The sequence below is a fragment of the Bosea sp. NBC_00550 genome, from assembly GCF_026020075.1.
GTDB lineage: Bacteria > Pseudomonadota > Alphaproteobacteria > Rhizobiales > Beijerinckiaceae > Allobosea.
The window spans coordinates 136,565-161,005 of the sequence record NZ_CP102772.1 but is presented as its reverse complement, the minus strand read 5'-3'; the positions used below and the strand labels follow the sequence as shown (position 1 = coordinate 161,005).

Sequence of the window (24,441 nt, the reverse complement as noted above, 5' to 3'; positions counted from 1 at the left end):
ATGAATGCACCACCCCGTCCACAACCTAGACTAGATCATGCCACGGCGATCCGTCCACGCCATTCGCGCCCTCGCCCCATGGTTGTGCTGAGTTGCGCTACCGACAAGGCGAGTTCGGCCTGGCTGGAGCCGAAATCGGCGAGTTCCTGCGCAGTGGAATAGAGCCACCCCGGCGTATTCACGATTTCGGCATGGACGAGTGTGTCGCCATCGAGAACGCGAATCTCATAGCGTTCGTTGTCCTCCCCGAGCGGCACCTCCACCAGCTCCCATGAGTCGCCGTCGAGACGTGTGCGCCGGATCCAGCTCAGCTGGATGCCCGCCCCGGATCGCCGCGCTTTCGGTCGGACAGGAGACATCGGGAGCAACGCATCCCCCGCAACCGTCGTCGTGAACTCCGCCATCGTCGAATCACCGACGTCATGACGTGCAGGGCCGACCCGATAGCGCAGCTCCCTGCCGATGTCGGAGAGATCGGTCGTCAGCGTCGCCGCCGATCCATCGAGCGCGACGACGCGGGCGCCGGGCGGCAGATGGCGCGATGCCGCCGCCTCTGATCCCCCGATCCCGCGAACGAAGCCAGAAAGGCGGAAGCGTTGCGGGCCGACGAGATCGACCTGCGCCGCGGTGACGATCTCGATCGCGCCGTCCTCGCCGATCAAGGCCAGGGCGTTCGCGCCGGCCAGTGCCGCCTCCGGCGATACCGATGAAAGGATGCCGCCGCGCAGCCTGACTTCGAGCACAGCGCGCCGGTCCGTCCGCCAGGTTGGTCCCGGCGGCAGCTCGGTCAGCGTTTCGCCGACGATCGAGGGAGCCTCGACGAATCCGGCGACATCGAACATCCCGGCCTCGTTTGCTGCCCAGATCGCCACGGCACCGGGCCAGGGCGCGGCGAAGGCCGCGAGCGACAGCAACGCAGGAGGCTGCGCGGCAACGAGCGGGAGGGCGAGCGGGACGACGAGCGGCCGTCCGGGCAAGGCCGGCGGCGTCCGCGGCGGGCGGGCCCCGCCCTTTGCACCAGCGATCGAGTAGATCGCCGGCTCGACAGCGCGCGCATTGATCTGGCGAGTCGCTCCGTCGGCGATGCGCACGACACGGAACAGCCTCCTGTCGCCATCGACGGGCAGGGAGACGACATCACCCGGCTCCAGATCGACACAGCGGGGGGAAAGCTCGCATTCCAGCGTCTCGCGCGCCGCCCAGGCCTCCTGCAGGCGCTGATCGGCCAGGCGCTGCCCCTCGGCGGATCGCGTCACGATGGCCATCTCGACGGCGACCTCGCGCCGGGCGGCGCCGGCGAGGCGGCGCGAACGCGCGGCGGCGCTGCGATAATCGCTTTCGCTGTCGCTGAAGCCGAGGCGCAGTTCCAGCGGCAGCTCGGTTTCCTGGCTGCGGCGCAATGTGAAAGGTTCGCCGTCGCGGTTCGGGACGAAATCGTCGGAGACGAGGAGCCGGGATACCTGGCCGCCGCGTCCTTCGAAGCGAAGTCGCCCGGAACCCATCACGGCATCGAAGCCGAAGGTTTGGGCCAACGGCTCGAGCGCCTGACGCGCCGATAGCGGGCGATCGAGCACATAACCGTCCACGAACCCGTCGACGGCTATGTCCGTGGCCGGCGGCAGGCCGAAATCGGCGAGCAGCTTCGAAACGAGCCGATCGATCGGCGTGCCTTCGAGCCGGCCATTCAGCCAATGCCCGGTCTCGAAATTGGCGCCATCGGCCCAGATGCCACCGAGATCGGGGAAGGCCGGGAACGGCCGCGCATCCCAGTTCCAGACGACGATATGCGCCGGGTCGATCATCCTGATGCCGCTGGTCGGATGAACCGGGTTGCGCGAGGCATCGAATCCGACCCGGGCCGGATCGAAGCCGGAGATGATCGCCTCCAGCCCGCGCGCCTGCACAAGATCGTCGCGCGCGCCGCTGGAGAACGGCGGAAAGCCGCCCTCGGCGGAACGGGTATCGGGAAAGACATTGGGCGCGTTCGCACCCTTGTCCACCGCCGGAATGCCGATCTCCGTCAGCCAGATCGGCTTCGCACCCGGCACGAAGGGTGTGGCGGTCGTCTCCACCCCGCCAGAACGCCGGATATGAGGGTGGCTCCACCAGCCGTGGAGATCTTTCGGCCGGAACAACCACGGCTTCGCGTAGGTGCCATCGGTGATCGGCAGGCGGGCCTGCGCGGCGCGGGCCGCGTCATCGGCGTAATACCAGTCATAGGCTTCGCCGGATGTCAGGCGATTTCGCAGATAGGTCAGATCAGCGGGACTGCGCGCCACCGCCGCATCAGCATGGTCGCCGGAGTCGCGCCAATCCGAGAGCGGCGGATAGTAGTCGATGCCGATCGCGCCGATCGCGGGCGATGCCCAGAGCGAATCGAGTGGAAAATCGATGTCCTGGCCGTCAGAGCGAACATCGGCACCGTATTCCGTCCAGTCGGCGCCATACGTCAAGGTCGCCGAGGGCAGGATGGTTTTGACGTCCTGCGCGATCGCGGCGAGGTGGTCGGCCATCGGATAGCCCGAGCCATCGCGCAGATGCGTGAGCCCGACCATCTCCGATCCGATCAGAAACCCCTCCACGCCGCCCGCAGCCTGCGCCAGCATCGCGCAATGCATGACGAGGCGGCGATAGGACCATTCGTCGGGCTTGGCGCAGCCCACCACATCGCCGGAGAGGTTCATGTCGGCAGGCTCGACGGTGCCGACAAAAGAGGAAATCTGGGCGGCGACGGCAGCCGTCCCCTCCGGGCTTCCCGGACGATCGGGCGCCGGGTCGCAGCTGATCCGCCCTCGCCAGGGATAGCGCGGCTGCGCCACGTCTCCGGTCCATGGGTCCGGCAGGGCATTGTCGGCCGGGATATCCATCATCAGGAAGGGGTAGAGAACGACTTCAAGCCCGTAGTCGGAGCGCAGGCGCCGGATCAGGGCGATGACGCTCTCGTCGGACGGCGTGCCGCCGAAGGCCGGCCGGCCGTCGATCTGGCTCACGGCGCGAGCGGTCGTTCGGGCAAGACCCGCGACCGACCACTCGGCGCCGACCGTCGGCTTGTGCGGGATCTCGACGCGTGGCGCGACGCTGCAGGATCCGGCCCGGAGATCGTCGCCGAACCAGGACACGACCAACGAAATCGAACGCAGGTTGGGACAGAGCGCGATGAGATGGCCGAGAGCGGTATCGACATCCGCGCCGCCATAAAGCTGGTGACGCGTCAGGCTCTCGCTGACGCCCGGCTCGGGCTCGTGGCTGACCGGCCTGATGTCGTAGACGAACTCGCCGGCGCCCGGGATCAGCGAGATGGCGCGGATCATGCCGCCCAAACCTTCAACCGCCCGCACGACCTCGAAATCGAACTGCGGCACGCGATTGCCGTAGCCAGCCAGCGGAAAGCGCTCGAACACGACATAGGCAAGGCCGCGATAGGCCGGCGCCTCACCCGCTTCCTTCGCGACGATCAGCGGATCGGGTTCCTGCGTCTCATGGCCGTGATGCACGCGCATCGTGACGGTGCTCACGTCGAGTTCGCGGCCATCGACCCAGATCCGCCTGATGAAGGCGATCGGGCCCTCGCAAAGGCCGATCGCGAGATTGGCGTGGTAAAAAGGCGTCGCTGAGATGGCGCCGCCACCAGGGCGTGAACGCGACTTCCGCGACCACCGCGCCATCATGGGCGTGAATGATGCGGTCCGGTTCGCTCAGGATGGCGCAATGCTTGGCCGGCAGGTGCTCACGCCAGCGAAAGAGCAGCACATCGCCCGGCCGCTCCCCGCCTCCCGCGACCGGCTGGAGATGCCGCATCGCCGCTGTTGCGAGGGTTTCCTGCCGCAAGCTCTCGGCCCAGTAGGGCGAATAGGGCGGGGGCGCTTCCGGTTCCTCCCCCAGGAGGTCGCGCCAGATGCCCCGGACGAGGCCGAGGCAATCGCAGCCGATGCCCTGCAACGAGGCCTGATGGTGATAGGGCGTGCCGAGCCAGAGCCGCGCGGCTTCGACGATCTCGCCGCGCCTCACCGGAACAGGCTCCCGCCGTCGAGCGCGCCGTCGCCGGGACGAACGCCACCGATGATGAAATCCGTGGTCGGCATATGCGGGAAGCCGCGGAAATTGGCGCCGTTTCCGAATTTCACCCGGCAGGTTGCGAAGCTCTTGTCGCAGCCCGGCGTCACGCTGAAGCCGTCGCCGGCCAGGATCGTGGCGGCCGGAGACTGCCAGAGCTGGAAGATCGCCCGGTCGCCTTCGATGCCGTGCCGCTTCACCTCAGTGGCGAAGCCGGCATTCGCGCCGCCGGTGAAGAAGAGCCGCCCGCCAGTGAAATGCCCGTCCGGATAGGAGGACATCCCCGTGGCGGCCAGTCCCAGACGGCCATCGCTGGCGGTGACATGCGACGCGGCAGACACCAGCGCCGCGCCGCAGCGCGCATCGCCCAGATCGGCCGAGCAGGAGCGCATATAAAGCCGCCCGCGCTCCTCGTCGAAGGCCTTCGCGAAGCTGCGGATCTCGGCCGTGAAGCCGAGTTCGCCGCGCTTGATCTCGCCGACGAAGCCCTCTTCCAGCAATAGCCTTTGCCCAGGCTCGGACCAGTTGACCAGCCAGATGCGCAGGCGGGCGTCGTCATAGAGGCCGCGTGCCAGATCGGCTTCGTTCAGCCCGGTCGCCGCAAAGGCGCCGGCGACGTCGCCACCGCCGATGGCGAAGCCGATTTCCGACGTCGCTTCGGCCGCTTCCAGACCGGTCACTGCCGCAAAGGTCACGCCGTCGAAGGACAGAGAGCGGTCATGATCGGTGAAAGCCAGCACCAGCCCATCGCGGCGCGTCAGGGTCCAGCAACGGCACAATGTGGTCGCGCCGCCCTCGAGATGCGTGGCGAGAGCGGCAGGGATGTCGCGCATGATGCAGGCCTCAGGGGATGATCTCGACGACGGGAATGCGTGGGATCTCGCCGGCCTCGAAGGCGGAGAGATCGACCTCGATCGCGTCGATGTCGAACCGGACGGGCACATCGAAAGCAAAGCCAGCCGTGATCGCGGCGGCAGGCGGCGGGATCGCACCGGGCGGGAAGGTGACGCGCCCGGTCGCCAGGTCGCAGGCGAACGCCCCCGCCATCTGCTCGACTCCATCAAGCGCGATCCGCACGGTGCCGCCGCAGGGCTTGGCGATCATGCGGCTGTATGCCGATGCGCCCGAACCATAGGCCTTACAGAGCTGGAACACGGCGGTAACGCCGTCGCCGGTTCCGATCATCTGGTCAATAGCTGCCGGGGCGTGCGATGGCGGGCAGCTTTTCCAATCAAGCTGATCGCGCCAGCGGAAGCCGTAGAGCCTGCCGCGGCGCTCCTCGAAGAAGCTCACCACCGCCGCCAGCGCGTCGAAGCTGCGGATACCGAGCCCGGCATCGTAGCGACGCCGCGAATGGGCCCAGCGGCTGTTGCGGACCTCGCGACCGGAGGCGAGCGTGACGATCTGGGTCTGGCGCTCCGGCCCCCCGCGCGCACCGCGGGCCACATCGAGCGGAAAGCGGACCTCGTGAAAATCTACCATGCCATCGCTCCCTCAGAGTGCCCGGTTGCCGCGTGCGACGGCGCGGGCAATCGCGGCCGAGACCTGCGCTTCCGAGCGGCGGAAGCTGTCTGCATCGGGCGTCGAGACCTGCACGACGACGCTGAGTGGACGCGATGCTCCACTCCCGGCCCGCACGCCAAGGCGCCCGTCCGGGCCGCGCGAGAGCGGCATGATCGCCTCGGCACCGCGCTCGCCCATCAGGCCGAGACCGCGCCCCGTCGGAAAATATGAGGGGGAGGCGACAACGCCGCCCTCGGCAAAGGCCTTGACGGGAACGCTTCCGCCCATGGAACCGAAGCTGAGGCCGCTGAAGAGACCGGTGAGGCTTTTGATGCCCGTTCCGAGCAGGCTGGAGAGGCCGGTCTGCAGTGGTTTCAGCGCCGTCTTCAGCAGGCTGTCGGTCATCGAACGGCCGACACTGCGCAGCACATCCTCGAAGCGCTTGCCCTCCACGATACCACGCGAAAACGCATTGATGATCGATTTACCAAAGCTTTCCGAGGATTTACTCAGAGATTGAGTCAACTTGTCCATCGACTGAAGATCGGACAGACGGGTGGAATCGACGCTTTCGTCGCTGGCCATGGTCATCCTCTTGAGAAAATGCTTGAAGACTCTGCGTCAGGCATCTGGATAGGCAGCCATCAGCGCCGCCAAGGTGACGCGCTCCGTCGTGCCGCCTGCGCCGCCACGCTGCGCCTTCAGCGCTGCCGCGATCTCGCGCGGTGTTGCCGCCCAGAACTGCTCCGGAGACCAGGCCAGTCGCCCGAGTCCGAAGGCCATGACCTCCTCCCAGGGAAAGGCCGCCGGCGCCGTCACAGCTCCGGCGGCTGCGGAGGGTGGGCGCCCTGCCCTTCGCCGAAGGTCGCTTCGAGCAGCGCGATCGCCGCCTTGATCGCGCCGTTCAGCCCGCCGTCGAAAGAGAGGTCCGCAACGTCCTCGTCGCGGATCGCCTTGCCAGCCCCCCGCAGGCCGGCAGCGATGATGCGGATGATGTCGCGGGCCGAGAGGCGTCCGTCGACGAAGCGCTCGCCGAGAGCCGGCAAGCTGTCGACGGCAAAGGCCTGCTCGAGCTCGGCGAGAGCGCCCAGCGTCAGCCGCATCGGCAGCGTCTCGCCGGCCACCATGAGCGCGGTCTCACCGCGATGACGATTGACCATTGCCGCCTCCCTAAAGTGCCGCGAAGGCCAGCAGCCCGGCCGATTCCAGCGAGAGGTCGAAGGTGACCTCGCCGGCATGGTCGCCGCGATATTCGAGGCTCGTTAGCTGGAACGGGCCTGTGATCGCCCCGAAATCGGGCACGATGACCTGCCAGTCCCGGATTGCGCCATCGAAGAACACCTGACGCACCAGAGCGTCGGACGCTTCATCCTTGAAGATGCCGGCACCGCTGATGCTGGCGCGGCGCACGCCGGCTCCGGCCAGCAATTCGCGCCAGCGCCCGGCCGATTCCGAATGGGTGACATCGACGGTCTCGGCGTTGAACGCGATCTGGCGTGCCCTCAGGCCCGCCACGGTGACGAAAGCGCCGGCGCCATCTGCTGCCTTGAGCAGCAAATCCTTGCCCTTCTGTGCCGCCATGCAGCTTCTCCTTCACGATCAGAGTGTTTCGGTGACGGCGCGGAAGCGGATCGTCACAAAGCTGAGCCCATTGCGGGGCTCGCGGGCGAGCCGGCTGGAAAGCCAGCGCAAATTGACAAGGGCGTGCCCCTCGGGGGCGAGTTCGGCGTCATCGAGCGCCCCGACGATCAGGCCCGCCGCCTCCAGCGCCTGGCGCGACGAACCGCTCTGGGCGGCCCAGACGACGAGAGCGAGTTCCTGTTCGCAACCGCGATCGCTGCCGGTCGACCAGTCACGCGCCTCGACCTCGCCATGAACGACATAGAGCCCGCGCGCCGCGCGCGGCGCCTCGTCATGGACACGCCCCGGGCCGATCAACGCGGTCAGCGCGGCATCGGCCGCCAGACGGGTCTGGATCGCCGCGCGCATAGCCAGGATCGCGTCGCTCATGGCTTCACCTCCTCGACCAGGCAGACGAGGCGCCGGCGCGAGCCGTCCGGATCGGCGACCGCGCGGATGTCGAAGATGCGGTCGCCGTCGCGCAGCCGCTTTGCGGCATCGACATCGCCGCGCCAGCGCAGGGTCACGCGATAGGTTGCGCTCTGCTCCGGGCGCCCCTGGCGCCATTGCTCCGCGCCGGAGACCCATTCGAGCTGCGCCCAGAAGGCCGCCAGCGTCTCGAAGGCCTGCGTCGCGCCGCCGATGCCGTCCGGCGTCGCGACCGGCGCCTCCAGAAGGAGCCTGCGCTTCAACCGACCAACCGCGGCAGATGCAGCGTTCGCCATGGCTCAAAGCCTTCCGCGGCGGAATGGCGCGACCAATGCGGCGATTGCGCCCGGCAGCGCCCGCGCATCGCGGCTGGCGACATCGCCGCGCTCCTCGAACCAGCGGGCGGCCAATCGCAGCACCGCCTGGCGCAGCGGAGCGGGAACGGCGGCGGCGGTCGCTCCGTAGCCGGCCACGACATCGATTTCGATGGCGCCGTGATCGCGGCCGATCTCGGGCACCTCGCCGGTCAGGCGGATCAGAGGCGGATCGGCACTCCGGTCGAGCGTCAATGCCGCTTCGGCCACCGTCTGCGCTGCGCCAAGCATGTCGTAGACACGGGCCGCTTCGATCCGCGCAATCGGGGATAGCGGCATCCGGATCTCGCCCTTGGCGGGCCAGCGATCCAGCACGATGCGCCAGCGCTGCTCGATCAGGCAGCGGCCGGCCGCCGCCTCGATCATCAGCCTGGAAGCCGTGAGCAGCGTGGAGAGCAGTTCGTCCTCGTCGCCCTGGTCCAGGCGCAGGAATTGCCGGGCCTCGGTGAGCGTCACCGGTTCCGTCGCTGGTGGAGCCAGGGCAAGCGGCGTCATGATCGTCCCCTTCGAAGTGTCTGAGAGGTTCATTTGCGGGGCGCGGCGCGCTATCAGCGTCCCCTGGAAAAGGAGCGCCCGATGCGCATTGCGAATTGGATTGTCGCCGCCGGACTCAGCTCCATCGCCTGCGGGCTTGGAGCCCCGTCGGCAGAAGCCGTCGTCGGCGGGCGCGAGGGCGGGCCGGCCGCCAGCTCGACATTGATGGTGCTCAACGCACGCGGCGGCGTGTGCAGCGGGATCGTGCTGTCGCCGCGCGCTATCCTGACCGCGGCGCATTGCGCAGCTGGCGGAACCGAGTTGCGCATCCATTGGCGAGAGGCGGGTGAGCCCGTCCTGATCGCGCCCGCATCGGTCGGCCTGCACCCCGAATTCGACGCCGGCGCGATCCGCAACCGCCGGCGGTCGATCGATCTCGCCCTGATCCGGCTGGCCGAGCCGTTGCCGGCACGTTTCGCGCCTGCCGATCTCGTCGATGGATCGCTGCCGCGTGCAGGCAGTTCGGTGACGCTCGCGGGCTATGGCGTGGCGCGCGAGGGCGAAGCCCGCAGCACGGGCACCTACCGATCCGCCGCGCTGACTGCTGTCGAACCCTATGGCCCCGGCCGCATCCTGCTCTGGGCCGCGGATCCGGCCGGTGCCGGCAAGCAGCCCGGCGCCAGTGCCTGTCAGGGCGATTCCGGCGGGCCCATCTTCGCCGATGGGGGAGTCAGCGCCGTCACCAGCTGGTCGACCGGTCCGAAGGGCCGCAGTTGCGGCCTTCTCAGCCAGGGCGTTCTGGTGGCGCCGCAGCGGCACTGGATCGACGCGACGCTGTCGCAATGGGGAGAAACGGCGCGCTGGTCGAAGGGCCGGTGAAAACGCTGGACTGCGCCGCACCACCTCCTAGATTGATCTGCCATTCACTGGTTCGCATCATGACCCTGCGCTCGCTGTCCGCTTTCGCGTTTTCTCTGGTCGCCGCCCTGACGGCACAGCCTGCCCTTGCTGTGGTGGGCGGCGTCGACTCGCGCGATGCCCAAGGCGCCCGCGCCTGGACGGTGCGAGTGGAAACCAGCCGCGGCGAGCTCTGCTCGGGCGCGGTGATCGCCCCGGAAATCGTGCTGACCGCGGCCCATTGCCTGATGGGTGGCGGCTCGATCAGCATCGTCAGCCTCGATTCCCGTTTCCGGGCACGCCGGCAGCTCGTTGTCGCCGTCCTGCCTCATCCGAGTTTCGTGCCCGGCACGACACCGCGCACGCAGCCCGGTACCGACCTCGCCTTGCTGCGTGTGGCGCAGCCGCTGCCGCAGGATATCGAACCGCTCACCCTGGGCGGCGGCCTCTGGCAAGGCGAGACCCTGACCATGGCGGGCTACGGCCTCTCGGCCGAGAACAACAAGCGCACGGCTCGGCGCCTGCGCGAGACCCAGCTGCTCAACGCCGGCAACTACACGACCCAGAACACGGTCAAGGTCGCGGTCGATGTCGAAGCGCGCGGTGAATCGCCCGGTGCCGGCGCCTGCAGGGGCGATTCCGGCGGCCCGGTGCTGCGCGGCCCGCCCCGCTCGCGCGATCTGGTCGGGATCGTCAGCTGGTCGAGCGGGCCGCTCAACACGCGGGCCCGCCTCATCTGCGGCGGCTTCACCGCGATCACCCCCGTCAGCGAGCACAGCAGCTGGATTTCGGAAGGCAGCGCCCGGCTGCTCTCCTTCGGAAGCGAGACGCGGCCGGACGAAGCGTCGCAGCCGCGTGCCGCCTTCAGCTGGTGGTTTTCGCGCTGACCGGCGTCAGACCGCGAACTTCAGCCCCTTGATCGCGGCGAAATCCTGGACGCCGCCACCGACCCGCTTGGTGGTGTAGAACAGCACATAGGGCTTGGCGGAGTACGGATCGCGCAGGATGCGGACCCCGGCCCGGTCGACGACGAGATAGCCGCGCCGGAAGTCGCCGAAGGCGATGGAAACCGCGTTGTTGGCGATATTGGGCATGTCCTCCGCCTCAGCCACCGGGAAGCCGAGCAGCGTCGCCGGCGCGCCGGCCGATGCCGGCGGCTGCCAGAGATACTGCCCGCTGGTGTCCTTGAACTTGCGGATCGCCGCTTGCGTCTTGCGGTTCATGACGAAGGAGGCGTTCTGGCGGTAGCCGGCCTTCAGCGCATAGACCAGATCGACCAGCACATCCGAGGGGTTGGAGGCCGGGAAGGCGCCGGCAACGCCGGAGTTGAGCACGCCGATATTGCCCCAGCTCCAGCTGGCGTCGGCAATCGTCGGATAGGCGAGGAAGCCCTTGGGCTTGTCGATGCCGTCGCCGTTGACGAAGGCGGCGCCCTCCTGCTCTGCGAAGGCGTGTTCGACCTCTTCCGCGATCCACTGGTCGATATTGACGATCGCATCGTCGAGCAGCGTCTGCGTCGCAGCCGGCATGGCATAGAGTTCCATGGCCGGGAAGGAGAGTTCCGCGAGCGTCGGCGAGCCGGCCTGCGGCCGCGCCGCCGTCTCCGCCACCCAGCCGGAGGCCGGGCCGGTGGTCGAGAATGCCTTCTTGTAGGTGCCGGAAGAGATGGTCCGTACCGTCGCCAGGGTGCGGATCGGCGAGACATTCGCCAGGCGACGCAGGATTTCGCCTTCCACCGTGGACGGCGCGAGATAGCCGCCATCCGGGCCGGAGCCGGCCGACAGCGCCTTGGACTCGAGCCGCTTCAGGCCACCCGCCTCGCCGCTGCGGACATAGGCCGCGAACGCCGCCTTATGCTCGGCGACGAGCGGATCGCGATGGCCGCCCTGATGGCCGCTTTCATGGCCGAGAGCCGGACGGGCGCGGTCGAGCGTCAGGCGGTCGATGCGGCGCATCGTGTCGTCGAGCGCGGAATCCAACCGGGTGAGCTTCTCCTCGGTCAGCGGATCGGCACTGTGGCGGGCTTCGATTCCCGCAAGGCGCTCGTCATTGGCGGCGCGGTAGCTTTCGAGCGTGTAGCGCAGGTCTTCGAAGGCAAGCGTCAGGTCGGCGCCGGACGCCTTGGTCTCGGGGGCGTGGTCGAGATGGGTCATGGATTTTCCTCGGGGGTGAAAGGTCAGGCGAAAGCCGGCGCGCGGAAGGCCGTCTTGACGGCGCTGATGCGGGCCTGAGGAAGCATCGGGAAGGTGACGATCGAGACTTCCCAGAGATCGACGCGTTCCAGCCGGCGCAGCCCCGTCCGGGGCTCGTTGCGCGCCTTCTCGGGGCGGAAACCGATCGACAGCCCGTCGATGGCGCCTTCCCGCATCAGCGCGTGGATCTCGCGGGCGCGGGCGACGGCGAGCGAAATCCTGCCGCGTACGAACAAGCCCCGGCTGTCCTCGATCAGGCTGAGCCAGCGTCCGATCGGCTCCGCCGGATCATGCTGCCAGAGCAGCTTGATGCCGGATGGTCCGCGACGGAACAGGCTGTCGCGGAAGGCGCCGGGTTCGACCACGTCCTTGCCGAGATCGGGGATGCGAAAGAGGCTGGCATAGCCCTCGAAGCTGCCGTCGGGCGCGATACGCGAAGGTTGCAGAGGCAGGAGCTTGGATTCGAGCGGCAGGCGGAACGGCGTGTTCATCGACCGCCCTCGCCGCCCTTGCCGGCCTGCGGGCGCCCGCCTTCGAGCTTCGACAGATTTCGCACGAAGCTGCTGAAGGTGTCCGCTGTCACGCCGCCGGGGCGCGCCTTGGCGGGTTGTGCCCGGCCAGCGGGCGGCCGTTTCGACGGCGGTCTCGCATCATTGGTGCCCCTCAAGACTGATCCCCCTCATGGCGTGCGTTGAAACGGTTGAGCTCGCGGACGAAATCGTCGAAGCGGCGATTGGCTGCCGTCAGCTCGCGCAGGACGATCCAGGCGAGGCCTGAGGCGCTGGCGGCCCAGAGCAGCAGGCCGAGATGGCCGACATCGGCCCGGCCGACGAAGGCCGTGACGATCTGGTCGAGCATGTTCATGATTGCTCCTTCCCCGAGGCACGCCGGCCGTAGCCGACGGCCTCGCGTTTCTCGTCATCGTCGAGGAAGCTTGCGGCGCCCAGGCGCCGCCAGAGCGACTCCCGCTCGTCTGCCAGCGCTTCCACGGCATCGAGGTCGGGCTCCAGCATGAGGTCGTCCCCGAAGGCGGGCCCAAGCCATTGCGCCAGGGACTGCGCGGTGCGCTTCACCAGCGGGATCACCGTTTGCCGCCAGAGCGCGCGGTTCGCCTCGGCGAAATTGGCGCGCGTGTTGTCGCCGGGCAGGCCGAGCAGCAGCGGTGGCACGCCGAAAGCGAGCGCGATCTCGCGGGCCGCGACACCCTTGGCCGCGACGAAATCCAGCTCCGCCGGTGTCAGCGACAGCGGCTTCCAGTCGAGACCGCCCTCGAGAAGCAGCGGCCGGCCGGCATTTCGCGCGCCCTGGAAGGACTCTTCCAGCTCCTGCTTCAGCCGCTCGAACTGCGCCTCGGTCAGCGTCGCGCCTTCCGGCCCGTCATAGACCAGTGCGCCGGAGGGCCTTGCGGCGTTGTCGAGCAGAGCCTTGTGCCAGTTGCTGGCGGCGTTGTGGATATCGAGCGAGATGGCCGCGGCCTCGATGGGCGAGAGGCCATAGTGGTCGTCGACCGGGTGGAACTGCGTCAGATGGAGGATGGGCGGCAATCCGGCCTCGTCCTGCCGGAACCGCACGGTGTCGCCGCCGACCGTATAGTCGTAAGCTTCCGGCCAGCCGTCGCGGCCGGGCACGACCCGCATCCGGTCCGGCCGGAGCGCATAGAGCTCGCGGGGTTCCCGCCCGGTGCTGACTGCCTCGACATAGGCGTTGCCGGCGACGAGCAGGTGGCCGAACAGCATGTCGCGGAAGGCGATGCCGCCCTGGCGCGGATTGGGCCGCTCGATCAGTGCGAGCGCCGGATGGTCCGGCATCTCGCGGGATCCGACCTTGGCGATGAGCGGGGTCTGGGCCGCCGCCTCGGCGATCAGCCGGACGCAGCGATGCACCACCGGGTTGCGCTCATAGCCTTCGCGCGACAGCGCGACGTAGTCGCGCGGCGTCCAGACCGCGCGCCCGGCTTCATGGAGGGCGATCAGCGGCCCGACGCGCGAACGCTTCTGATCCGGCGCGGCAAAGCCGCGCAGGCTGCGAAGAAAATCGAACATGGAGATCTCGCTTTTGGAGCGTGAAATGAATTGGCGGCGTAACCAGCCGTCATCAACTCAGTTTGTTTTGGTCTCTGACGCGGGCATTTGCGATGACGATGATGCGTCGCATGATTGCGGTGAGAGCGACGATTGGCTTTTTTCCGTTTGCGATGAGGCGTGTGTAGGCGTCGCGCATGGCGGGGTCGTGCCTTGCGGCGGCCATTGCGGGCATGAACAGGGCGGCCTTGATTTCGGCCCTGCCGCCTCTGGTTGGGCGGTAGGCGTCTCGACTGCCGCTCTGGTTTGGATGAGGAGCCAGGCCTGCGAGTGCGGCGGCCTGGCGCCGGCTGATGCGTCCGAGCTCGGGCATGAGTGCGATGAGGGTGGCGGCGGTGGTCGTTCCGATGCCGCGGATGGAGCGCAAGGCCTGCTCGCTTCTGTCGGTGCGGGCGATGGTGCGCAGGGTCTCGGCGATGGTTTGCGCCAGGGCGGCGATCTGGGCTTTGAGGCAGTCGTGCAGGGCCTGGAGCGGGGCTTTGACCGGTTCGATGCCGGGAGCGTTGAGCCGGTTGGTGCAGGCCGTTCTCTGGGCGACGAGATCGGCTCTGGTCCGCACCAGGACCTGGAGGCGCTCGCGTGCCGGGGCGGGCGCCTGCCAGCGGATCAGCCGAGCGTGGCGCTCGGCGCCGTAGCGGGCAAGCGCCCTGGCATCGAGCGCATCGCTCTTCCCGAGCGTCCCATAGGAGCGGATGAAGGCCTTGACCTTGCGGGCATCGGCGCGATGGGCCGGGCAGCCGGCTGAGACGAGCGCCGCCAGCAGGGCGTCCTCATAGCCGCCCGTCGCCTCGCAGACGACGAGGCAGTCCGGGCCGAGCCCGGCTGCGAAGGCTGCCAGGGCCGAAGCCTCGTTAGGGAGACTGCCGAGGGTGTCGCCGCGGCTGTCGAAGACGACGATCCCGGCCTTGCCGACATCACAGCCGAGGAAACGGGAGGGTTCAGGGACCGTGGTGCAAACCGGCATCGGGAGCTATCCTCGAAGGGCTTGTGATTGTCTGCGGGCGTTCGGCTCATGCGAAGAGGCCCTGGCAACTCACCAAGCGTGACAAGGAAGCGACCCGCAACCTCGATGACGACGGGCGAAAGCCCTGGCTCGGGACGGTCGACGAGTCGCGTCTGGTCCGGCCGGCCAGCCGGACCAGACATCCCGCTCACGCGGAACAAAACCTCAATACCCCATCACAAACAGACAATGCTCGGGCTTGACCCGAGCATCTCAGGACGAGAACGCGCCCTTTCCTGCATGAGATTCTCGGGTCAGCGCCTTCCGGCGCCCCAGAATGACGACTGGGGCTACATCCCCCTCACCCGTGGCCTTCCCTTCGGCGCGAGCATCAGATGGGTCAGCGCCCAGACGAGTGCGTCGAGCCGGTCGGGCGAGCGGCCGCTTTCGAGGCCGCCCGGGCCGAAGGCGCACATCTCGTCCTCCAGCTCGGGAAAGGCGCCGGCATGCCGGACCCGGCCCTGCGCATAGAGCGCCGCCACCGGCTCGGCCCTCAGATATTTGCCCCGCGTCGCCCTGACGGAGACGACGGGAACGCCGGCATCGACCTCACGGATGATGCTCCCGACCATTTCGCCACCCTGGTTGACCTCGACCACCAGCGCATCCGCCTCGTGCCGGCGATAGAGCGCGACGGCCTTTTCGGCCCATTCATGCGGTCTGGCGCCTGCGAGCGTCGCATCTTCCAGCACATGGCCGATGCCGTTGCCATCGATGCCCGCCACCACCAGCCCGCACCGGTCGGCCCGCTGCGAGGAGGAAGCCGGTGGATCGACCGCGACGGCGATCCGGGCCAGCGAAGCAGGCTGTGCTTCGCGGGACGCCTCGATCATCGCCCGCGTCCAGAGTGCGTCGGGGCTCTCCTCGACGATCTCGCCGTCGAGCTCCTGCCGGCCAAGTCGCGTGCCGCCATAGGTTTCCGTGACGGTGCGGACGAACTCGGCGGCGAGATTAAAACGGTTGTCCTGCGTCCTCGAGCGGCTCACGGCGACGTGCAGGTCGGTCAGGAGGCGCTTTATCAGCGGCACCGGCCGCGGTGTCGTCGTGACGATCTGACGGGGATGATCGCCGAGGCGAAGGCCGAGCTGCAGCATGTCCCAACTCTCCTGAAGGTTCGGCCATTTCGCCAGTTCGTCGGACCAGGCGGCGCCGAACTGCGGCCCGCGCAGCCCCTCGGGATCCTCGGCCGAAAACACCTGCGCGATCGCGCCGTTCGGCCATTGCAGGCGGCGCAGCGAGGGCTGCCAGGTCGGCCGCTCCCAACGCGTGTGGATCGACAGCAGCCCGGAGACGCCCTCGATCATGACGTCGCGGACTTGCCCTTGCGTCTCCCCGACGAGGGCGATCCGCCCGGTGGGCTTGTCCGCGAAGGGGGGATGGCCCAGCGCCATGCCCTTCACCCATTCGGCACCGGTGCGCGTCTTGCCGGCGCCCCGGCCGCCGAGGACGAGCCAGATCGGCTTGGGCGGCTCGGTAGGCCGTTGATCGATACGCGACCATATCCGCCAGAATTCCTCCAGGACGGGCAGGAGCTCCGGTTCGAACGTGTGGAGATTACCCTTGATCAGCCTCGCCCAGCTCGCGGCGGGCAAGAGCTTCAAGACGTCGAGCAAGCTCCTGACGGAGCTGTGCGACATGTCGCAGGCCGTCAGCGGCAGAGAGTTCATCCGTCTGCTTGTCCCTCTTCACGGCCTGCGGCTCCTCGATCGCGACCAGCTCGCGGACCGTGCGGGCGAGCGTCGCCAGCGCCTTGGCGTCGGCCTCGCTTGCGGTTGCCCCTTTCGGCAGATCGGCAAGATGCTCCTCATGCGTGTCGAGCTGGCGCTTGGCGGCCCGCCAGAGCTGGCCCACCACCGCCTTGCGGGAGATCGAGGGCTTCTTCGGCTTCTGCGCCGGCACAGCCGGCAGGCTATCGCTATCGTCTTCGGCCATGTGTCCCTTCCCGAATGGCGGGCACGAAAAAGCCGCCGGCTGGGGAGCGCGGCGGCTTCGTTCGGGCACATTTCGTGAGCGTTCCTGATCTGTACCCGATCAGCGTCACGATGTCAAGACAATATTCCTACAACCTGAGGGCGCATTCGCGAGGCGAGATCAGGCCTGCTCCTTCTCGATCCATTTATAGGTCGCGGCCGGGACGTAATTCTCCATGCGATCGAGCAGCGTCGCCGGTTCGGTATCGGTCATCGCCATCGCGCGATGGCTCTGCTTCAGAAATCCCGCTTCGACGGTCTGGTCGAGGAAGGTCGCGAGCGGATCGTAGAAGCCGGCGATGTTGAGCAGGCCCAGCGGCTTGGCGTGGATACCGAGCTGGCCCCAGGTCCAGATCTCGAACAGCTCCTCGAAGGTGCCGATGCCGCCGGGCATGGCGATGAAGCCTTCCGACAGGGCCGCCATCCGCGCCTTGCGAGTGTGCATGGTGTCGACGATTTCGAGCCGGGTCAGCCCGACATGGCCGACCTCCTTGTCCTTCAGCGCCTTGGGAATGACGCCATGGACTTCGCCGCCCGCCTCCATCGCCGCGTTGGCGACGACGCCCATCAGCCCGACCGCACCGCCACCATAGACCAGCGTCAGGCCGCGCCTGGCGATCTCCGCCCCCATGGCGCGGGCGCCGGCCGCAAAGACCGGATCATTGCCCGGATTGGAACCGCAGAAGACGCAAACCGATCTCATGAACCGAGAGCCTGCAAGATGCGGGCCCAGGAACGCTGGCCCTTGTGGAAGGAAGAGAGATCATATTTTTCGTTGGGCGAATGAACCCGGTCGTCGTCGAGGCCGAAGCCGACGAAGAGCGTGTCGATACCGAGCGTACGCTTGAAGTCGCCGCCGACCGGTATCGAACCGCCACTGCCGATCGAGACGACACGCCCGCCCCACTCCTCGGCGAGCGCGACGCGCGCCTTCTGCAGCACCGGCGAATCTACGGGGACGGCCAGGGCTGGCGAGCCGGAATGGCCGATGAACTCGGCCGTGACATCGTCCGGCAGGCGGTCGCGGACGAACTGATGGAACGCAGCCGCGATCCTGACCGGGTCCTGATCGCCGACGAGGCGGAAGGACACCTTGGCCGAGGCCTTGCCGGGGATGACGGTCTTGCTGCCCTCCCCGGTATAGCCGCCCCAGATGCCGTTGACATCGCAGGTCGGGCGCGACTGGATCTGCTCGATCAGCATGCGCCCGCGCTCGCCGATGGAGTGCTTCAGACCGACCTGCCCGAGGAATTCCTTCTCGGTAAGGCCAAGATCGGCCCATTCCGCCTTCTGGGCGTTGGTCGGCTCATGGACGCCGTCATAGAAGCCGGGAATGATGATGCGGCCGGCTTCATCGTGGATTTCGGCGAGAATCTTCGCCAGCATATGGATCGGGTTGGCTGCCGCGCCGCCGAACAGGCCGGAATGCAGATCGCGATCGGCCGCGGTCAGCGTCACCTCCTGATAGACCATGCCGCGCAGGGTGGAGGTGATCAGCGGCGTCTCGCGGTCCCACATGCCGGTGTCGCAGACCAGGGCGTAGTCCGCCTTCAGCTCGGCGGCATTGGCCTTGATATAGCCCGGCAGGTTGACCGAGCCTGATTCCTCCTCGCCCTCGACCAGGATCGTCAGGCCGATCGGCAGGTCGCCGGTTTCCGCGAGCGTCGCGCGGATGGCCTCGATGAAGGTCATGACCTGGCCCTTGTCGTCGCAGGCGCCGCGCGCCGAGATGACCTTGCGGCCCGGTTCAGGCTCGCGGACCACGGGCTTGAACGGATCGGTGTCCCAAAGATTCAACGGATCGACCGGCTGCACGTCGTAGTGACCGTAGAACAGCGCATGCGGGGCACCGGGCTTGGGCCGATGAGCCAGAACGACGGGATGGCCGCCGGTTTCGCGCAGCTCCGCCTTGAAGCCGAGCGCTTCCAGATCGGCCCTCAGCCATTCGGCGGCGGCGCGCGTCTGCGCGTTGTAGGCTGGGTCCGTGCCGATCGAGGGAATTTCCAGCCAAGAAGACAGGCGCGCGAGCGAGGCGTCGAGCCCATCGTCGAGACGGGCGAGAATGGCGGGAAGCTTCGTCATGACAACCATCGGATGCGATTCAGGTGACGGCATCATGGCAAGCCCCCGTGCGGGCGTCAGCCCACAATCGTGCATTGCCGCCCGGCCCTTCCGCAAGCTCTAATTGACAACGCTTCGCAACTGCATTGACAGGGCCCCAGGCGGCAGATACTCCTTATTGCGAACAAGTTGCAGCAAGGTCCCATCATGTCGCAAGGCGCCCCGGAATCCACCTCGATCTGGCTTCGATCCCGCGGTGAGCCCTCGCTGACAGACGTCTTCCGAACCGTCGCGGTGACGCCGAACTCGTCGTCCTGGCGCAAGTTCCTGGCCTTCTTCGGACCGGGCTATCTCGTCGCCGTCGGCTATATGGACCCCGGCAACTGGGCGACCTCGCTCGCCGGCGGCGCTCAGTTCGGCTACACCCTGCTCGTCGTCGCGCTCGTCTCGAACATGATGGCGATCATCCTGCAGTCGCTTTGCGCGCGTCTCGCCATCGCCACCGGCCGCGACCTCGCACAGGCCTGCCGCGACGCCTATCCGCCCTATATGTCCTGGCCGCTCTGGCTGCTCGCCGAGCTCGCGATATGCGCGACCGACCTTGCCGAGGTGATCGGCACGGCGATCGGCCTCAACCTGCTTTTCGGCATCCCGCTCGAGATCGGCGTGCTGATCACCGCCTTCGACGTGTTCATCATCCTATGGCTGCAGACGCGTGGATTCCGCTGGATCGAGGCCTTCATCATCACGCTGCTCGGCGTCATCGCCGTCTGCTTCGGCATCCAGATCGCGCTTGCCGACCCGAACTGGGGCGAGGTGATCCGGGGCTTCGCTCCGACCACGGAGATCGTGACCAACCCCAACATGCTCTACATCGCGCTCGGAATCATCGGCGCGACCGTGATGCCGCACAACCTCTACCTGCATTCCGGCATCGTGCAGACCCGCGCCTATGGCGAGACGCTGCCGGAGAAGCGCGAGGCCCTGAAGTTCGCGACGATCGATTCGACCGTCGCGCTGTGCTTCGCGCTGCTGATCAATGCCTCGATCCTGATCCTGGCAGCCGCGACCTTCCACAAGGCGGGACACACCGATGTCGCCGAGCTCGGCAAGGCGCAGGAACTGCTGCAGCCGCTGCTCGGTGCCTCGATCGCGCCCTCGCTCTTCGCCATCGCCCTGCTCTGCTGCGGCCTCAACTCGACCGTGACCGCGACCATGGCGGGGCAGATCGTGATGGAGGGTTTCCTGCGCATCCGCCTGCCGGCCTGGATGCGGCGGCTGGTGACGCGCCTCGTCGCCATCGTGCCGGCGATCGCGGTCACGCTGATCTATGGCGAGGGGCAGACCGGGAAGCTGCTTATCCTCAGCCAGGTCGTGCTCAGCCTGCAATTGCCGTTCGCGGTGGTGCCGCTGGTGATGTTCACCGCCTCGAAGACCAAGATGGGCGCGCTCGTCGCACCGCGCTGGCTCAGCCTGACCGCGGGCTTCGTCGCCGCGGTCATCATCGTGCTGAACCTCAAGCTGCTGTTCGACCTCGCGACCGGCGCGTGATCGAAGGCCCTCAGCGCTTGCCGCCGGACATCGAGCCGAGAATGCCGCGCAGGATGGCATTGCCGACCTGCCGGCCAATCGAGGTCGCGGCCGAACGGGCGGCCGAGGTGATGACCTTCTCGGCCATGCTCTGCGGCAGCGGGCCGCCGCGGCTGCCGGGCCCCGACTTCGGGCGCTGCTGTGGCGTCCCTCCGCCAAGCCAGCCGCCGATCGTGTCGAGAATGCCGCCTCCCCCGGTCGTCGACGCCTCGATGGCCGAGCCGTCCGGGTTGAGGTTCTTGCGCTTCATCAGCTCTTCATAGGCCGACTCCCGGTCGACCATGGTGTCGTACTTGCCCTTCTCGGGCGAACCGTTGATCGCCTGCTGGCGCTGCTGCGGCGTGCAGGGGCCGACCTGGGCCATCGGCGGCGCGATCAGCGCGCGCTCGACCATTTCCGGCGAGCCCTTGCCCTCCAGCATCGAGATCAGCGCCTCGCCGACGGCGAGCTGGCTGATCGCCTCTTCCGTCTTGATCTTGGGGTTCTGGCGGAAGGTCTCGGCAGCGGCACGCACTGCCTTCTGGTCGCGCGGGGTGAAGGCACGCAGCGCGTGCTGGACGCGGTTGCCGAGCTGGGCCAGCACCGTATCGGGGATGTCGAGCGGGTTTTGCGTGACGAAATAGACGCCGACGCCCTTGGAGCGGATCAGCCGGACGACCTGTTCGACCGCCGTGAGCAGCGCCTTGGGGGCGCCGTTGAACAGCAGATGCGCCTCGTCGAAGAAGAAGACGAGCTTCGGCTTGTCGAGGTCGCCGACTTCCGGCAGCTGCTCGAACAGCTCCGACAGCAGCCAGAGCAGGAAGGTCGCGTAAAGCCGCGGATTGTTCATCAGCTTGTCGGCGGCGAGGATGTTGACGATGCCGCGGCCGTCGCGATCCGTCTTCATCAGGTCGTTGATGTCGAGCGCCGGCTCGCCGAAGAACAGGTCGCCCTTCTGGTTCTCAAGCACCAGCAGCGCGCGCTGGATGGTGCCGACCGTCGCCGAGGTGACGTTGCCGTATTTCGTGGTCAGCTCCTGCGCGTTCTCGGCGATGAAGGCCAGAATCGCGCGCAGATCCTTGAGATCGAGCAGCAGGAGCTTCTGCTCGTCGGCGATGCGGAAGGCGATGTTGAGCACGCCCTCCTGTGTGTCGTTGAGATCGAGCAGGCGCGCCAGCAGCAGCGGTCCCATCTCAGAGATCGTCGCGCGGACCGGGTGGCCCTGCTCGCCGAAGACGTCCCAGAACACCGTGGTGAACTGATCCGGCTCGTATTTGAGGCCGAGTTCCTTGGCCCGGTTGACGAAGGCGGGTTTGGAATCGCCCGGCGCGACGATGCCGGAAAGATCGCCCTTGATATCGGCGGCAAAAACCGGGACGCCGTTGCGGGCAAAGCCCTCGGCCATGACCTGGAGCGTCACCGTCTTGCCGGTGCCGGTCGCCCCCGTCACGAGGCCGTGGCGGTTGGCGAGCTTGAGCAGCAGGTTCTCTGGCTTGCCGCTCTTGCCGATCAGAATCGCGCCGTCATCCGCCATCGCATCCGCCTATCGAGTTCCGAACTGTCTCAGAAAGGATGTAACCAAACGCCGCAGAAGGCGGAAGCCCGTGGCCGTTGGAATCAGATCGTAAATATGTAAACTATTTTTCGAAGGCTTCGCGGCGAAGCCGTTGGCGAGGGGTTTTGCGAGATGGAAGAACTGATTACGCGGGTCGCTGCGGCGTCCGGGCTGAACGAGGACCTCGCCCGCAAGGCGATCGGCATCATCCTCGCCTTCCTGCAGAAGGAGGGTCCGCCGGCCGAGATCGGCCAGTTGATGGCCGCGCTGCCGGGCGCGCAGGACCTCGCCAACGCCGAGGGCGGCGCCAAGGGCGGCCTGCTAGGTGCCGTTGGCGGCCTGATGGGCGGCGGCGGCGGCGTCATGGCGCTCGGCGGCCAGCTGATGGGCGCCGGCCTGTCGATGGGCCAGATCCAGAGCGTCTCGAAGGAAATGTTCGCCGTTGGCCGTGAAAAGGCGGGCGAAGACGCGATGGGCGCCATCGTCGGCGCGATTCCCGGCCTCGGCCAGTTCGTCTGACGGATTCGGCCGTCGCAGCACCGTCTTCGGATGGTGCTGCGACGGCATTTTTGTATTCCTGCACCTGCCTTGCGACGAAGTAGGGATGGCGGTGCGTGCGCGCCCATGGCAATCAGCGCTCCACGGCTGCACATTGTGCGGAGAGGAGCATCGGCGCGCATGAATTCGGTTGCCCCATCCGACCTGCCTTATCTCGACGCCTTTCCGGCGCCGTCCGGCGACGCCTGGCGCGCGGCGGTCGACAAGGTTCTGAAGGGCGCCGATTTCGAGAAGAAGCTGGTCGGCCGCACTGCCGACGGCATCCGGATCGAGCCGCTCTACTCTGCTGCCACTCCCGCCGGCCGCGCCTTGCGCGGCGAGGCCGGGCGCTGGCGGGTCGCGGCGCGGATCGACCATCCGGAGCCGGGCCAGGCCAAGGCGATCGCACTGGCAGACCTCGAAGGCGGCGCCGATACGCTGACCATCAGTTTTGCAGGCGCGCGGGCGGCGCGCGGCTACGGTCTCGTCGCCGACGATGTCGCCGCGCTCGATACCGCGCTCGACGATGTCATGCTCGATCTCATCCGCCTGCGGCTCGATCCCGCGCCGCAGGGGCGCATCAACGCCCTTCTGCTCGCCGCTCTGATCGAGAAGCGCGGGCATGCGCCAGCCGATCTTTCCATCGAATTCGGCCTCGATCCGATCGGCGTTCTCGCCAGCCACGGCTCCCTCGGCGCACCCTGGCCCGAGATCGGCTGCCGGCTCGCCGGTACGATCCGCGCCCTGCAGGAACGCGGTTTCACGGGGCCGTTCATCGCCGTCGACAGCCGCCCCTATCATGAGGCCGGTGCTAGCGAGGCGCACGAACTCGGCGCGATGCTGGCCACCGCCGTCGCCTATCTGCGCGCGCTCGAAACGCAGGGGCTGACACTCTCCGAGGCCCGCGATGCGATTGCCTTCACCCTCGTCGCGGACACCGACGAGTTTCTGGCGGTCGCGAAGTTTCGCGCTGCCCGGCTGCTCTGGAACCGCGTCCAGCAGGCCTGTGGGCTGGCGCCAAAGCCCGTCACGATCCATGCGGAGACGGCCTGGCGCTCGCTGACCAAGCGCGATCCTTGGGTCAACCTGCTGCGTGGGACCATCGCCGCCTTCTCCGCCGGAGTCGGAGGCGCCGACTCCCTGTCCGTCCAGCCCTTCACCGCCGCGCTCGGCCTGCCCGATGTCTTTGCTCGCCGCGTCGCCCGCAATACGCAGCTCATCCTGCTCGAAGAGGCCAATCTCTGGCGCGTCGCCGATCCTGCGGCAGGTGCCGGCGGTTTCGAGGCGCTGACGCAGGCGATCTGCGACAAGGCGTGGCAGGCATTCCAGGAGATCGAGCAACAGCGCGGCGAGGGCTTGCGCGGCATCGTCGCCGGGCTCGCCAGCGGCCAGATGCAGAAGGCCCTCGCGGATCAGCGGGCAAGTCGGGCAAAGGCCATCGCCACGCGCCGAGAGCCGATCACAGGCACCAGCGAGTTCCCCAATATCCGCGAAAACGCCGTCGCAGTGCTCGCGGTCGCGCCGGTGGAATCGTCCAAGCTTGCGCCCAAAGGCCATGCCGCCGAGCAGAACCAGGGTGAGCTCATCCGCTCCTTCGTCGATGGCGCCGGCAGGGCCGAGGCCCTGATCGCCGCCGGCGAAAGCCTGCGCGCAGAGCCCCTGCCCTCGCTGAGACTGTCGGAGCCGTTCGAGGTGCTGCGCGACAAGGCCGATGCCTTGCCGCAGCGCCCCGCCGTCTTCCTCGCCACGCTCGGCCCGATCGCCGATTTCACCGCTCGCGCCGGCTTCGCCCGCAACCTGTTCGAAGCCGGTGGGCTTGCCGCACCGAGCGGGGACGGTTTTGCCAGCGACGGCGCCACCGATCTCGACGCGCTGGTCGGCGGCTTCAAGGGCTCGAGCGCGAAGCTCGCCTGCCTGTGCGGCAGCGATGCCGCCTATGCCAATGAAGGCGCCGCAGCCGCCGAGGCGCTCGCCAAGGCCGGCGCGACGGTCTGGCTCGCCGGACGCCCTATCGAGAGCGAAGCCGCGTTGAACAAGGCCGGCGTGTCCTCATTCGTCTTCATGGGTTGCGATGTGGTCGAGACGCTCGAACGCGCGCAAGCCATCGCGACCGCCTGACCGGA

General features: G+C 67.8%; 26 protein-coding genes. 5 read left to right on the top strand and 21 right to left on the bottom strand.

Annotated elements, in window-relative coordinates; translation table 11 throughout:
- Positions 1-35: 35 nt before the first annotated feature.
- The 11 genes from NWE53_RS00775 to NWE53_RS00725 are packed head-to-tail and all read right to left on the bottom strand — an operon-like array spanning position 36 to position 8,474.
- Entirely contained in the window at positions 36-3,551 is a 3,516-nt protein-coding gene (locus NWE53_RS00775; RefSeq protein WP_442865067.1) for a baseplate multidomain protein megatron, read from the bottom strand.
- Positions 3,478-4,008 (bottom strand): NlpC/P60 family protein, encoded by a 531-nt coding sequence (locus tag NWE53_RS00770; RefSeq protein ID WP_265052501.1) that lies wholly within the window; start codon positions 4,006-4,008, stop codon positions 3,478-3,480. The genes NWE53_RS00775 and NWE53_RS00770 overlap by 74 nt, the downstream gene beginning before the upstream one ends.
- Positions 4,005-4,886: a DUF2163 domain-containing protein gene (locus NWE53_RS00765; RefSeq protein WP_265052500.1), complete on the bottom strand. Its 882-nt coding sequence runs from the start codon at positions 4,884-4,886 to the stop codon at positions 4,005-4,007. Before NWE53_RS00765 ends, NWE53_RS00770 begins: the two co-directional genes overlap by 4 nt.
- Before the next feature lie 10 nt (positions 4,887-4,896).
- On the bottom strand, positions 4,897-5,535 hold the full coding sequence (locus NWE53_RS00760; protein ID WP_265052499.1) for a DUF2460 domain-containing protein: 639 nt from the start codon (positions 5,533-5,535) through the stop codon (positions 4,897-4,899).
- Between the two features lie 12 nt (positions 5,536-5,547).
- On the bottom strand, positions 5,548-6,141 hold the full coding sequence (locus NWE53_RS00755) for a phage tail tape measure protein (protein ID WP_265052498.1): 594 nt from the start codon (positions 6,139-6,141) through the stop codon (positions 5,548-5,550).
- A 36-nt stretch (positions 6,142-6,177) separates the two neighbouring features.
- Positions 6,178-6,375 carry a rcc01693 family protein gene (locus tag NWE53_RS00750; protein WP_265052497.1) on the bottom strand — a complete coding sequence of 66 codons (198 nt, stop codon included), beginning with the start codon at positions 6,373-6,375 and terminating at the stop codon, positions 6,178-6,180.
- Positions 6,372-6,716 (bottom strand): gene transfer agent family protein, encoded by a 345-nt coding sequence (locus tag NWE53_RS00745; protein ID WP_265052496.1) that lies wholly within the window; start codon positions 6,714-6,716, stop codon positions 6,372-6,374. The genes NWE53_RS00750 and NWE53_RS00745 overlap by 4 nt, the downstream gene beginning before the upstream one ends.
- A gap of 10 nt (positions 6,717-6,726) precedes the next feature.
- Positions 6,727-7,137, bottom strand: a complete 411-nt coding sequence (locus NWE53_RS00740) for a phage major tail protein, TP901-1 family (protein WP_265052495.1) — start codon at positions 7,135-7,137, stop codon at positions 6,727-6,729.
- 18 nt (positions 7,138-7,155) lie between these two features.
- A complete protein-coding gene (locus NWE53_RS00735) occupies positions 7,156-7,566 on the bottom strand; it encodes a DUF3168 domain-containing protein (protein ID WP_265052494.1) in 411 nt (136 codons plus the stop codon).
- The gene (locus tag NWE53_RS00730; protein WP_265052493.1) at positions 7,563-7,868 is read right to left on the bottom strand and encodes a phage head closure protein; all 306 of its coding nucleotides are present in this window, start codon (positions 7,866-7,868) and stop codon (positions 7,563-7,565) included. Before NWE53_RS00730 ends, NWE53_RS00735 begins: the two co-directional genes overlap by 4 nt.
- Before the next feature lie 36 nt (positions 7,869-7,904).
- Positions 7,905-8,474, bottom strand: a complete 570-nt coding sequence (locus NWE53_RS00725) for a head-tail connector protein (protein ID WP_265052492.1) — start codon at positions 8,472-8,474, stop codon at positions 7,905-7,907.
- Between the two features lie 81 nt (positions 8,475-8,555).
- Here NWE53_RS00725 and NWE53_RS00720 point away from each other — a divergent pair, with 81 nt between their 5' ends.
- Positions 8,556-9,332, top strand: a complete 777-nt coding sequence (locus tag NWE53_RS00720) for a S1 family peptidase (RefSeq protein WP_442865066.1) — start codon at positions 8,556-8,558, stop codon at positions 9,330-9,332.
- A 59-nt stretch (positions 9,333-9,391) separates the two neighbouring features.
- The gene (locus tag NWE53_RS00715) at positions 9,392-10,237 is read left to right on the top strand and encodes a S1 family peptidase (protein WP_265052490.1); all 846 of its coding nucleotides are present in this window, start codon (positions 9,392-9,394) and stop codon (positions 10,235-10,237) included.
- A 6-nt stretch (positions 10,238-10,243) separates the two neighbouring features.
- Here the strand turns inward: NWE53_RS00715 and NWE53_RS00710 are convergent, their stop codons facing one another.
- The 9 genes from NWE53_RS00710 to NWE53_RS00670 form a co-directional block, all read right to left on the bottom strand.
- The gene (locus NWE53_RS00710) at positions 10,244-11,503 is read right to left on the bottom strand and encodes a phage major capsid protein (RefSeq protein ID WP_265052489.1); all 1,260 of its coding nucleotides are present in this window, start codon (positions 11,501-11,503) and stop codon (positions 10,244-10,246) included.
- A 23-nt stretch (positions 11,504-11,526) separates the two neighbouring features.
- Positions 11,527-12,033: an HK97 family phage prohead protease gene (locus tag NWE53_RS00705; protein ID WP_265052488.1), complete on the bottom strand. Its 507-nt coding sequence runs from the start codon at positions 12,031-12,033 to the stop codon at positions 11,527-11,529.
- Between the two features lie 172 nt (positions 12,034-12,205).
- The gene (locus tag NWE53_RS00700) at positions 12,206-12,406 is read right to left on the bottom strand and encodes a hypothetical protein (RefSeq protein ID WP_265052487.1); all 201 of its coding nucleotides are present in this window, start codon (positions 12,404-12,406) and stop codon (positions 12,206-12,208) included.
- Complete coding sequence (locus NWE53_RS00695) at positions 12,403-13,584, bottom strand: phage portal protein (protein WP_265052486.1); 1,182 nt, start codon at positions 13,582-13,584, stop codon at positions 12,403-12,405. The genes NWE53_RS00700 and NWE53_RS00695 overlap by 4 nt, the downstream gene beginning before the upstream one ends.
- 52 nt (positions 13,585-13,636) lie before the next feature.
- Positions 13,637-14,587: an IS110 family RNA-guided transposase gene (locus tag NWE53_RS00690; protein ID WP_265050007.1), complete on the bottom strand. Its 951-nt coding sequence runs from the start codon at positions 14,585-14,587 to the stop codon at positions 13,637-13,639.
- A gap of 329 nt (positions 14,588-14,916) precedes the next feature.
- Positions 14,917-16,218, bottom strand: a complete 1,302-nt coding sequence (locus NWE53_RS00685; RefSeq protein WP_442865065.1) for a DNA-packaging protein — start codon at positions 16,216-16,218, stop codon at positions 14,917-14,919.
- Positions 16,181-16,558 (bottom strand): hypothetical protein, encoded by a 378-nt coding sequence (locus NWE53_RS00680; protein ID WP_265052485.1) that lies wholly within the window; start codon positions 16,556-16,558, stop codon positions 16,181-16,183. Before NWE53_RS00680 ends, NWE53_RS00685 begins: the two co-directional genes overlap by 38 nt.
- A gap of 159 nt (positions 16,559-16,717) precedes the next feature.
- Positions 16,718-17,299 (bottom strand): LOG family protein, encoded by a 582-nt coding sequence (locus tag NWE53_RS00675; protein WP_265052484.1) that lies wholly within the window; start codon positions 17,297-17,299, stop codon positions 16,718-16,720.
- Positions 17,296-18,678 (bottom strand): M20/M25/M40 family metallo-hydrolase, encoded by a 1,383-nt coding sequence (locus NWE53_RS00670; RefSeq protein ID WP_265052483.1) that lies wholly within the window; start codon positions 18,676-18,678, stop codon positions 17,296-17,298. The genes NWE53_RS00675 and NWE53_RS00670 overlap by 4 nt, the downstream gene beginning before the upstream one ends.
- A gap of 186 nt (positions 18,679-18,864) precedes the next feature.
- Here NWE53_RS00670 and NWE53_RS00665 point away from each other — a divergent pair, with 186 nt between their 5' ends.
- Entirely contained in the window at positions 18,865-20,208 is a 1,344-nt protein-coding gene (locus NWE53_RS00665) for an Nramp family divalent metal transporter (RefSeq protein WP_265052482.1), read from the top strand.
- Positions 20,209-20,218: 10 nt separating this feature from the next.
- Here the strand turns inward: NWE53_RS00665 and NWE53_RS00660 are convergent, their stop codons facing one another.
- Positions 20,219-21,760 carry a helicase HerA-like domain-containing protein gene (locus NWE53_RS00660; protein ID WP_265052481.1) on the bottom strand — a complete coding sequence of 514 codons (1,542 nt, stop codon included), beginning with the start codon at positions 21,758-21,760 and terminating at the stop codon, positions 20,219-20,221.
- A 153-nt stretch (positions 21,761-21,913) separates the two neighbouring features.
- On the opposite strand from NWE53_RS00660, the gene NWE53_RS00655 reads away from it, so the two are divergent.
- Positions 21,914-22,300 carry a DUF2267 domain-containing protein gene (locus NWE53_RS00655; RefSeq protein ID WP_265052480.1) on the top strand — a complete coding sequence of 129 codons (387 nt, stop codon included), beginning with the start codon at positions 21,914-21,916 and terminating at the stop codon, positions 22,298-22,300.
- Between the two features lie 159 nt (positions 22,301-22,459).
- The gene (locus NWE53_RS00650) at positions 22,460-24,436 is read left to right on the top strand and encodes a methylmalonyl-CoA mutase subunit beta (RefSeq protein WP_265052479.1); all 1,977 of its coding nucleotides are present in this window, start codon (positions 22,460-22,462) and stop codon (positions 24,434-24,436) included.
- Positions 24,437-24,441 lie beyond the last annotated feature (5 nt).

What these genes read in the sequence shown, in the direction of transcription:
- NWE53_RS00765 (WP_265052500.1), bottom strand. Translation starts at nt 4,886, where the DNA reads ATGCGCGACATCCCTGCCGCTCTCGCCACGCATCTCGAGGGCGGCGCG.
- NWE53_RS00760 (WP_265052499.1), bottom strand. Translation starts at nt 5,535, where the DNA reads ATGGTAGATTTTCACGAGGTCCGCTTTCCGCTCGATGTGGCCCGCGGT.
- NWE53_RS00755 (WP_265052498.1), bottom strand. Translation starts at nt 6,141, where the DNA reads ATGGCCAGCGACGAAAGCGTCGATTCCACCCGTCTGTCCGATCTTCAG.
- NWE53_RS00745 (WP_265052496.1), bottom strand. Translation starts at nt 6,716, where the DNA reads ATGGTCAATCGTCATCGCGGTGAGACCGCGCTCATGGTGGCCGGCGAG.
- NWE53_RS00740 (WP_265052495.1), bottom strand. Translation starts at nt 7,137, where the DNA reads ATGGCGGCACAGAAGGGCAAGGATTTGCTGCTCAAGGCAGCAGATGGC.
- NWE53_RS00735 (WP_265052494.1), bottom strand. Translation starts at nt 7,566, where the DNA reads ATGAGCGACGCGATCCTGGCTATGCGCGCGGCGATCCAGACCCGTCTG.
- NWE53_RS00725 (WP_265052492.1), bottom strand. Translation starts at nt 8,474, where the DNA reads ATGACGCCGCTTGCCCTGGCTCCACCAGCGACGGAACCGGTGACGCTC.
- NWE53_RS00720 (WP_442865066.1), top strand. Translation starts at nt 8,556, where the DNA reads ATGCGCATTGCGAATTGGATTGTCGCCGCCGGACTCAGCTCCATCGCC.
- NWE53_RS00715 (WP_265052490.1), top strand. Translation starts at nt 9,392, where the DNA reads ATGACCCTGCGCTCGCTGTCCGCTTTCGCGTTTTCTCTGGTCGCCGCC.
- NWE53_RS00710 (WP_265052489.1), bottom strand. Translation starts at nt 11,503, where the DNA reads ATGACCCATCTCGACCACGCCCCCGAGACCAAGGCGTCCGGCGCCGAC.
- NWE53_RS00705 (WP_265052488.1), bottom strand. Translation starts at nt 12,033, where the DNA reads ATGAACACGCCGTTCCGCCTGCCGCTCGAATCCAAGCTCCTGCCTCTG.
- NWE53_RS00700 (WP_265052487.1), bottom strand. Translation starts at nt 12,406, where the DNA reads ATGAACATGCTCGACCAGATCGTCACGGCCTTCGTCGGCCGGGCCGAT.
- NWE53_RS00695 (WP_265052486.1), bottom strand. Translation starts at nt 13,584, where the DNA reads ATGTTCGATTTTCTTCGCAGCCTGCGCGGCTTTGCCGCGCCGGATCAG.
- NWE53_RS00690 (WP_265050007.1), bottom strand. Translation starts at nt 14,587, where the DNA reads ATGCCGGTTTGCACCACGGTCCCTGAACCCTCCCGTTTCCTCGGCTGT.
- NWE53_RS00680 (WP_265052485.1), bottom strand. Translation starts at nt 16,558, where the DNA reads ATGGCCGAAGACGATAGCGATAGCCTGCCGGCTGTGCCGGCGCAGAAG.
- NWE53_RS00675 (WP_265052484.1), bottom strand. Translation starts at nt 17,299, where the DNA reads ATGAGATCGGTTTGCGTCTTCTGCGGTTCCAATCCGGGCAATGATCCG.
- NWE53_RS00670 (WP_265052483.1), bottom strand. Translation starts at nt 18,678, where the DNA reads ATGACGAAGCTTCCCGCCATTCTCGCCCGTCTCGACGATGGGCTCGAC.
- NWE53_RS00665 (WP_265052482.1), top strand. Translation starts at nt 18,865, where the DNA reads ATGTCGCAAGGCGCCCCGGAATCCACCTCGATCTGGCTTCGATCCCGC.
- NWE53_RS00660 (WP_265052481.1), bottom strand. Translation starts at nt 21,760, where the DNA reads ATGGCGGATGACGGCGCGATTCTGATCGGCAAGAGCGGCAAGCCAGAG.
- NWE53_RS00655 (WP_265052480.1), top strand. Translation starts at nt 21,914, where the DNA reads ATGGAAGAACTGATTACGCGGGTCGCTGCGGCGTCCGGGCTGAACGAG.
- NWE53_RS00650 (WP_265052479.1), top strand. Translation starts at nt 22,460, where the DNA reads ATGAATTCGGTTGCCCCATCCGACCTGCCTTATCTCGACGCCTTTCCG.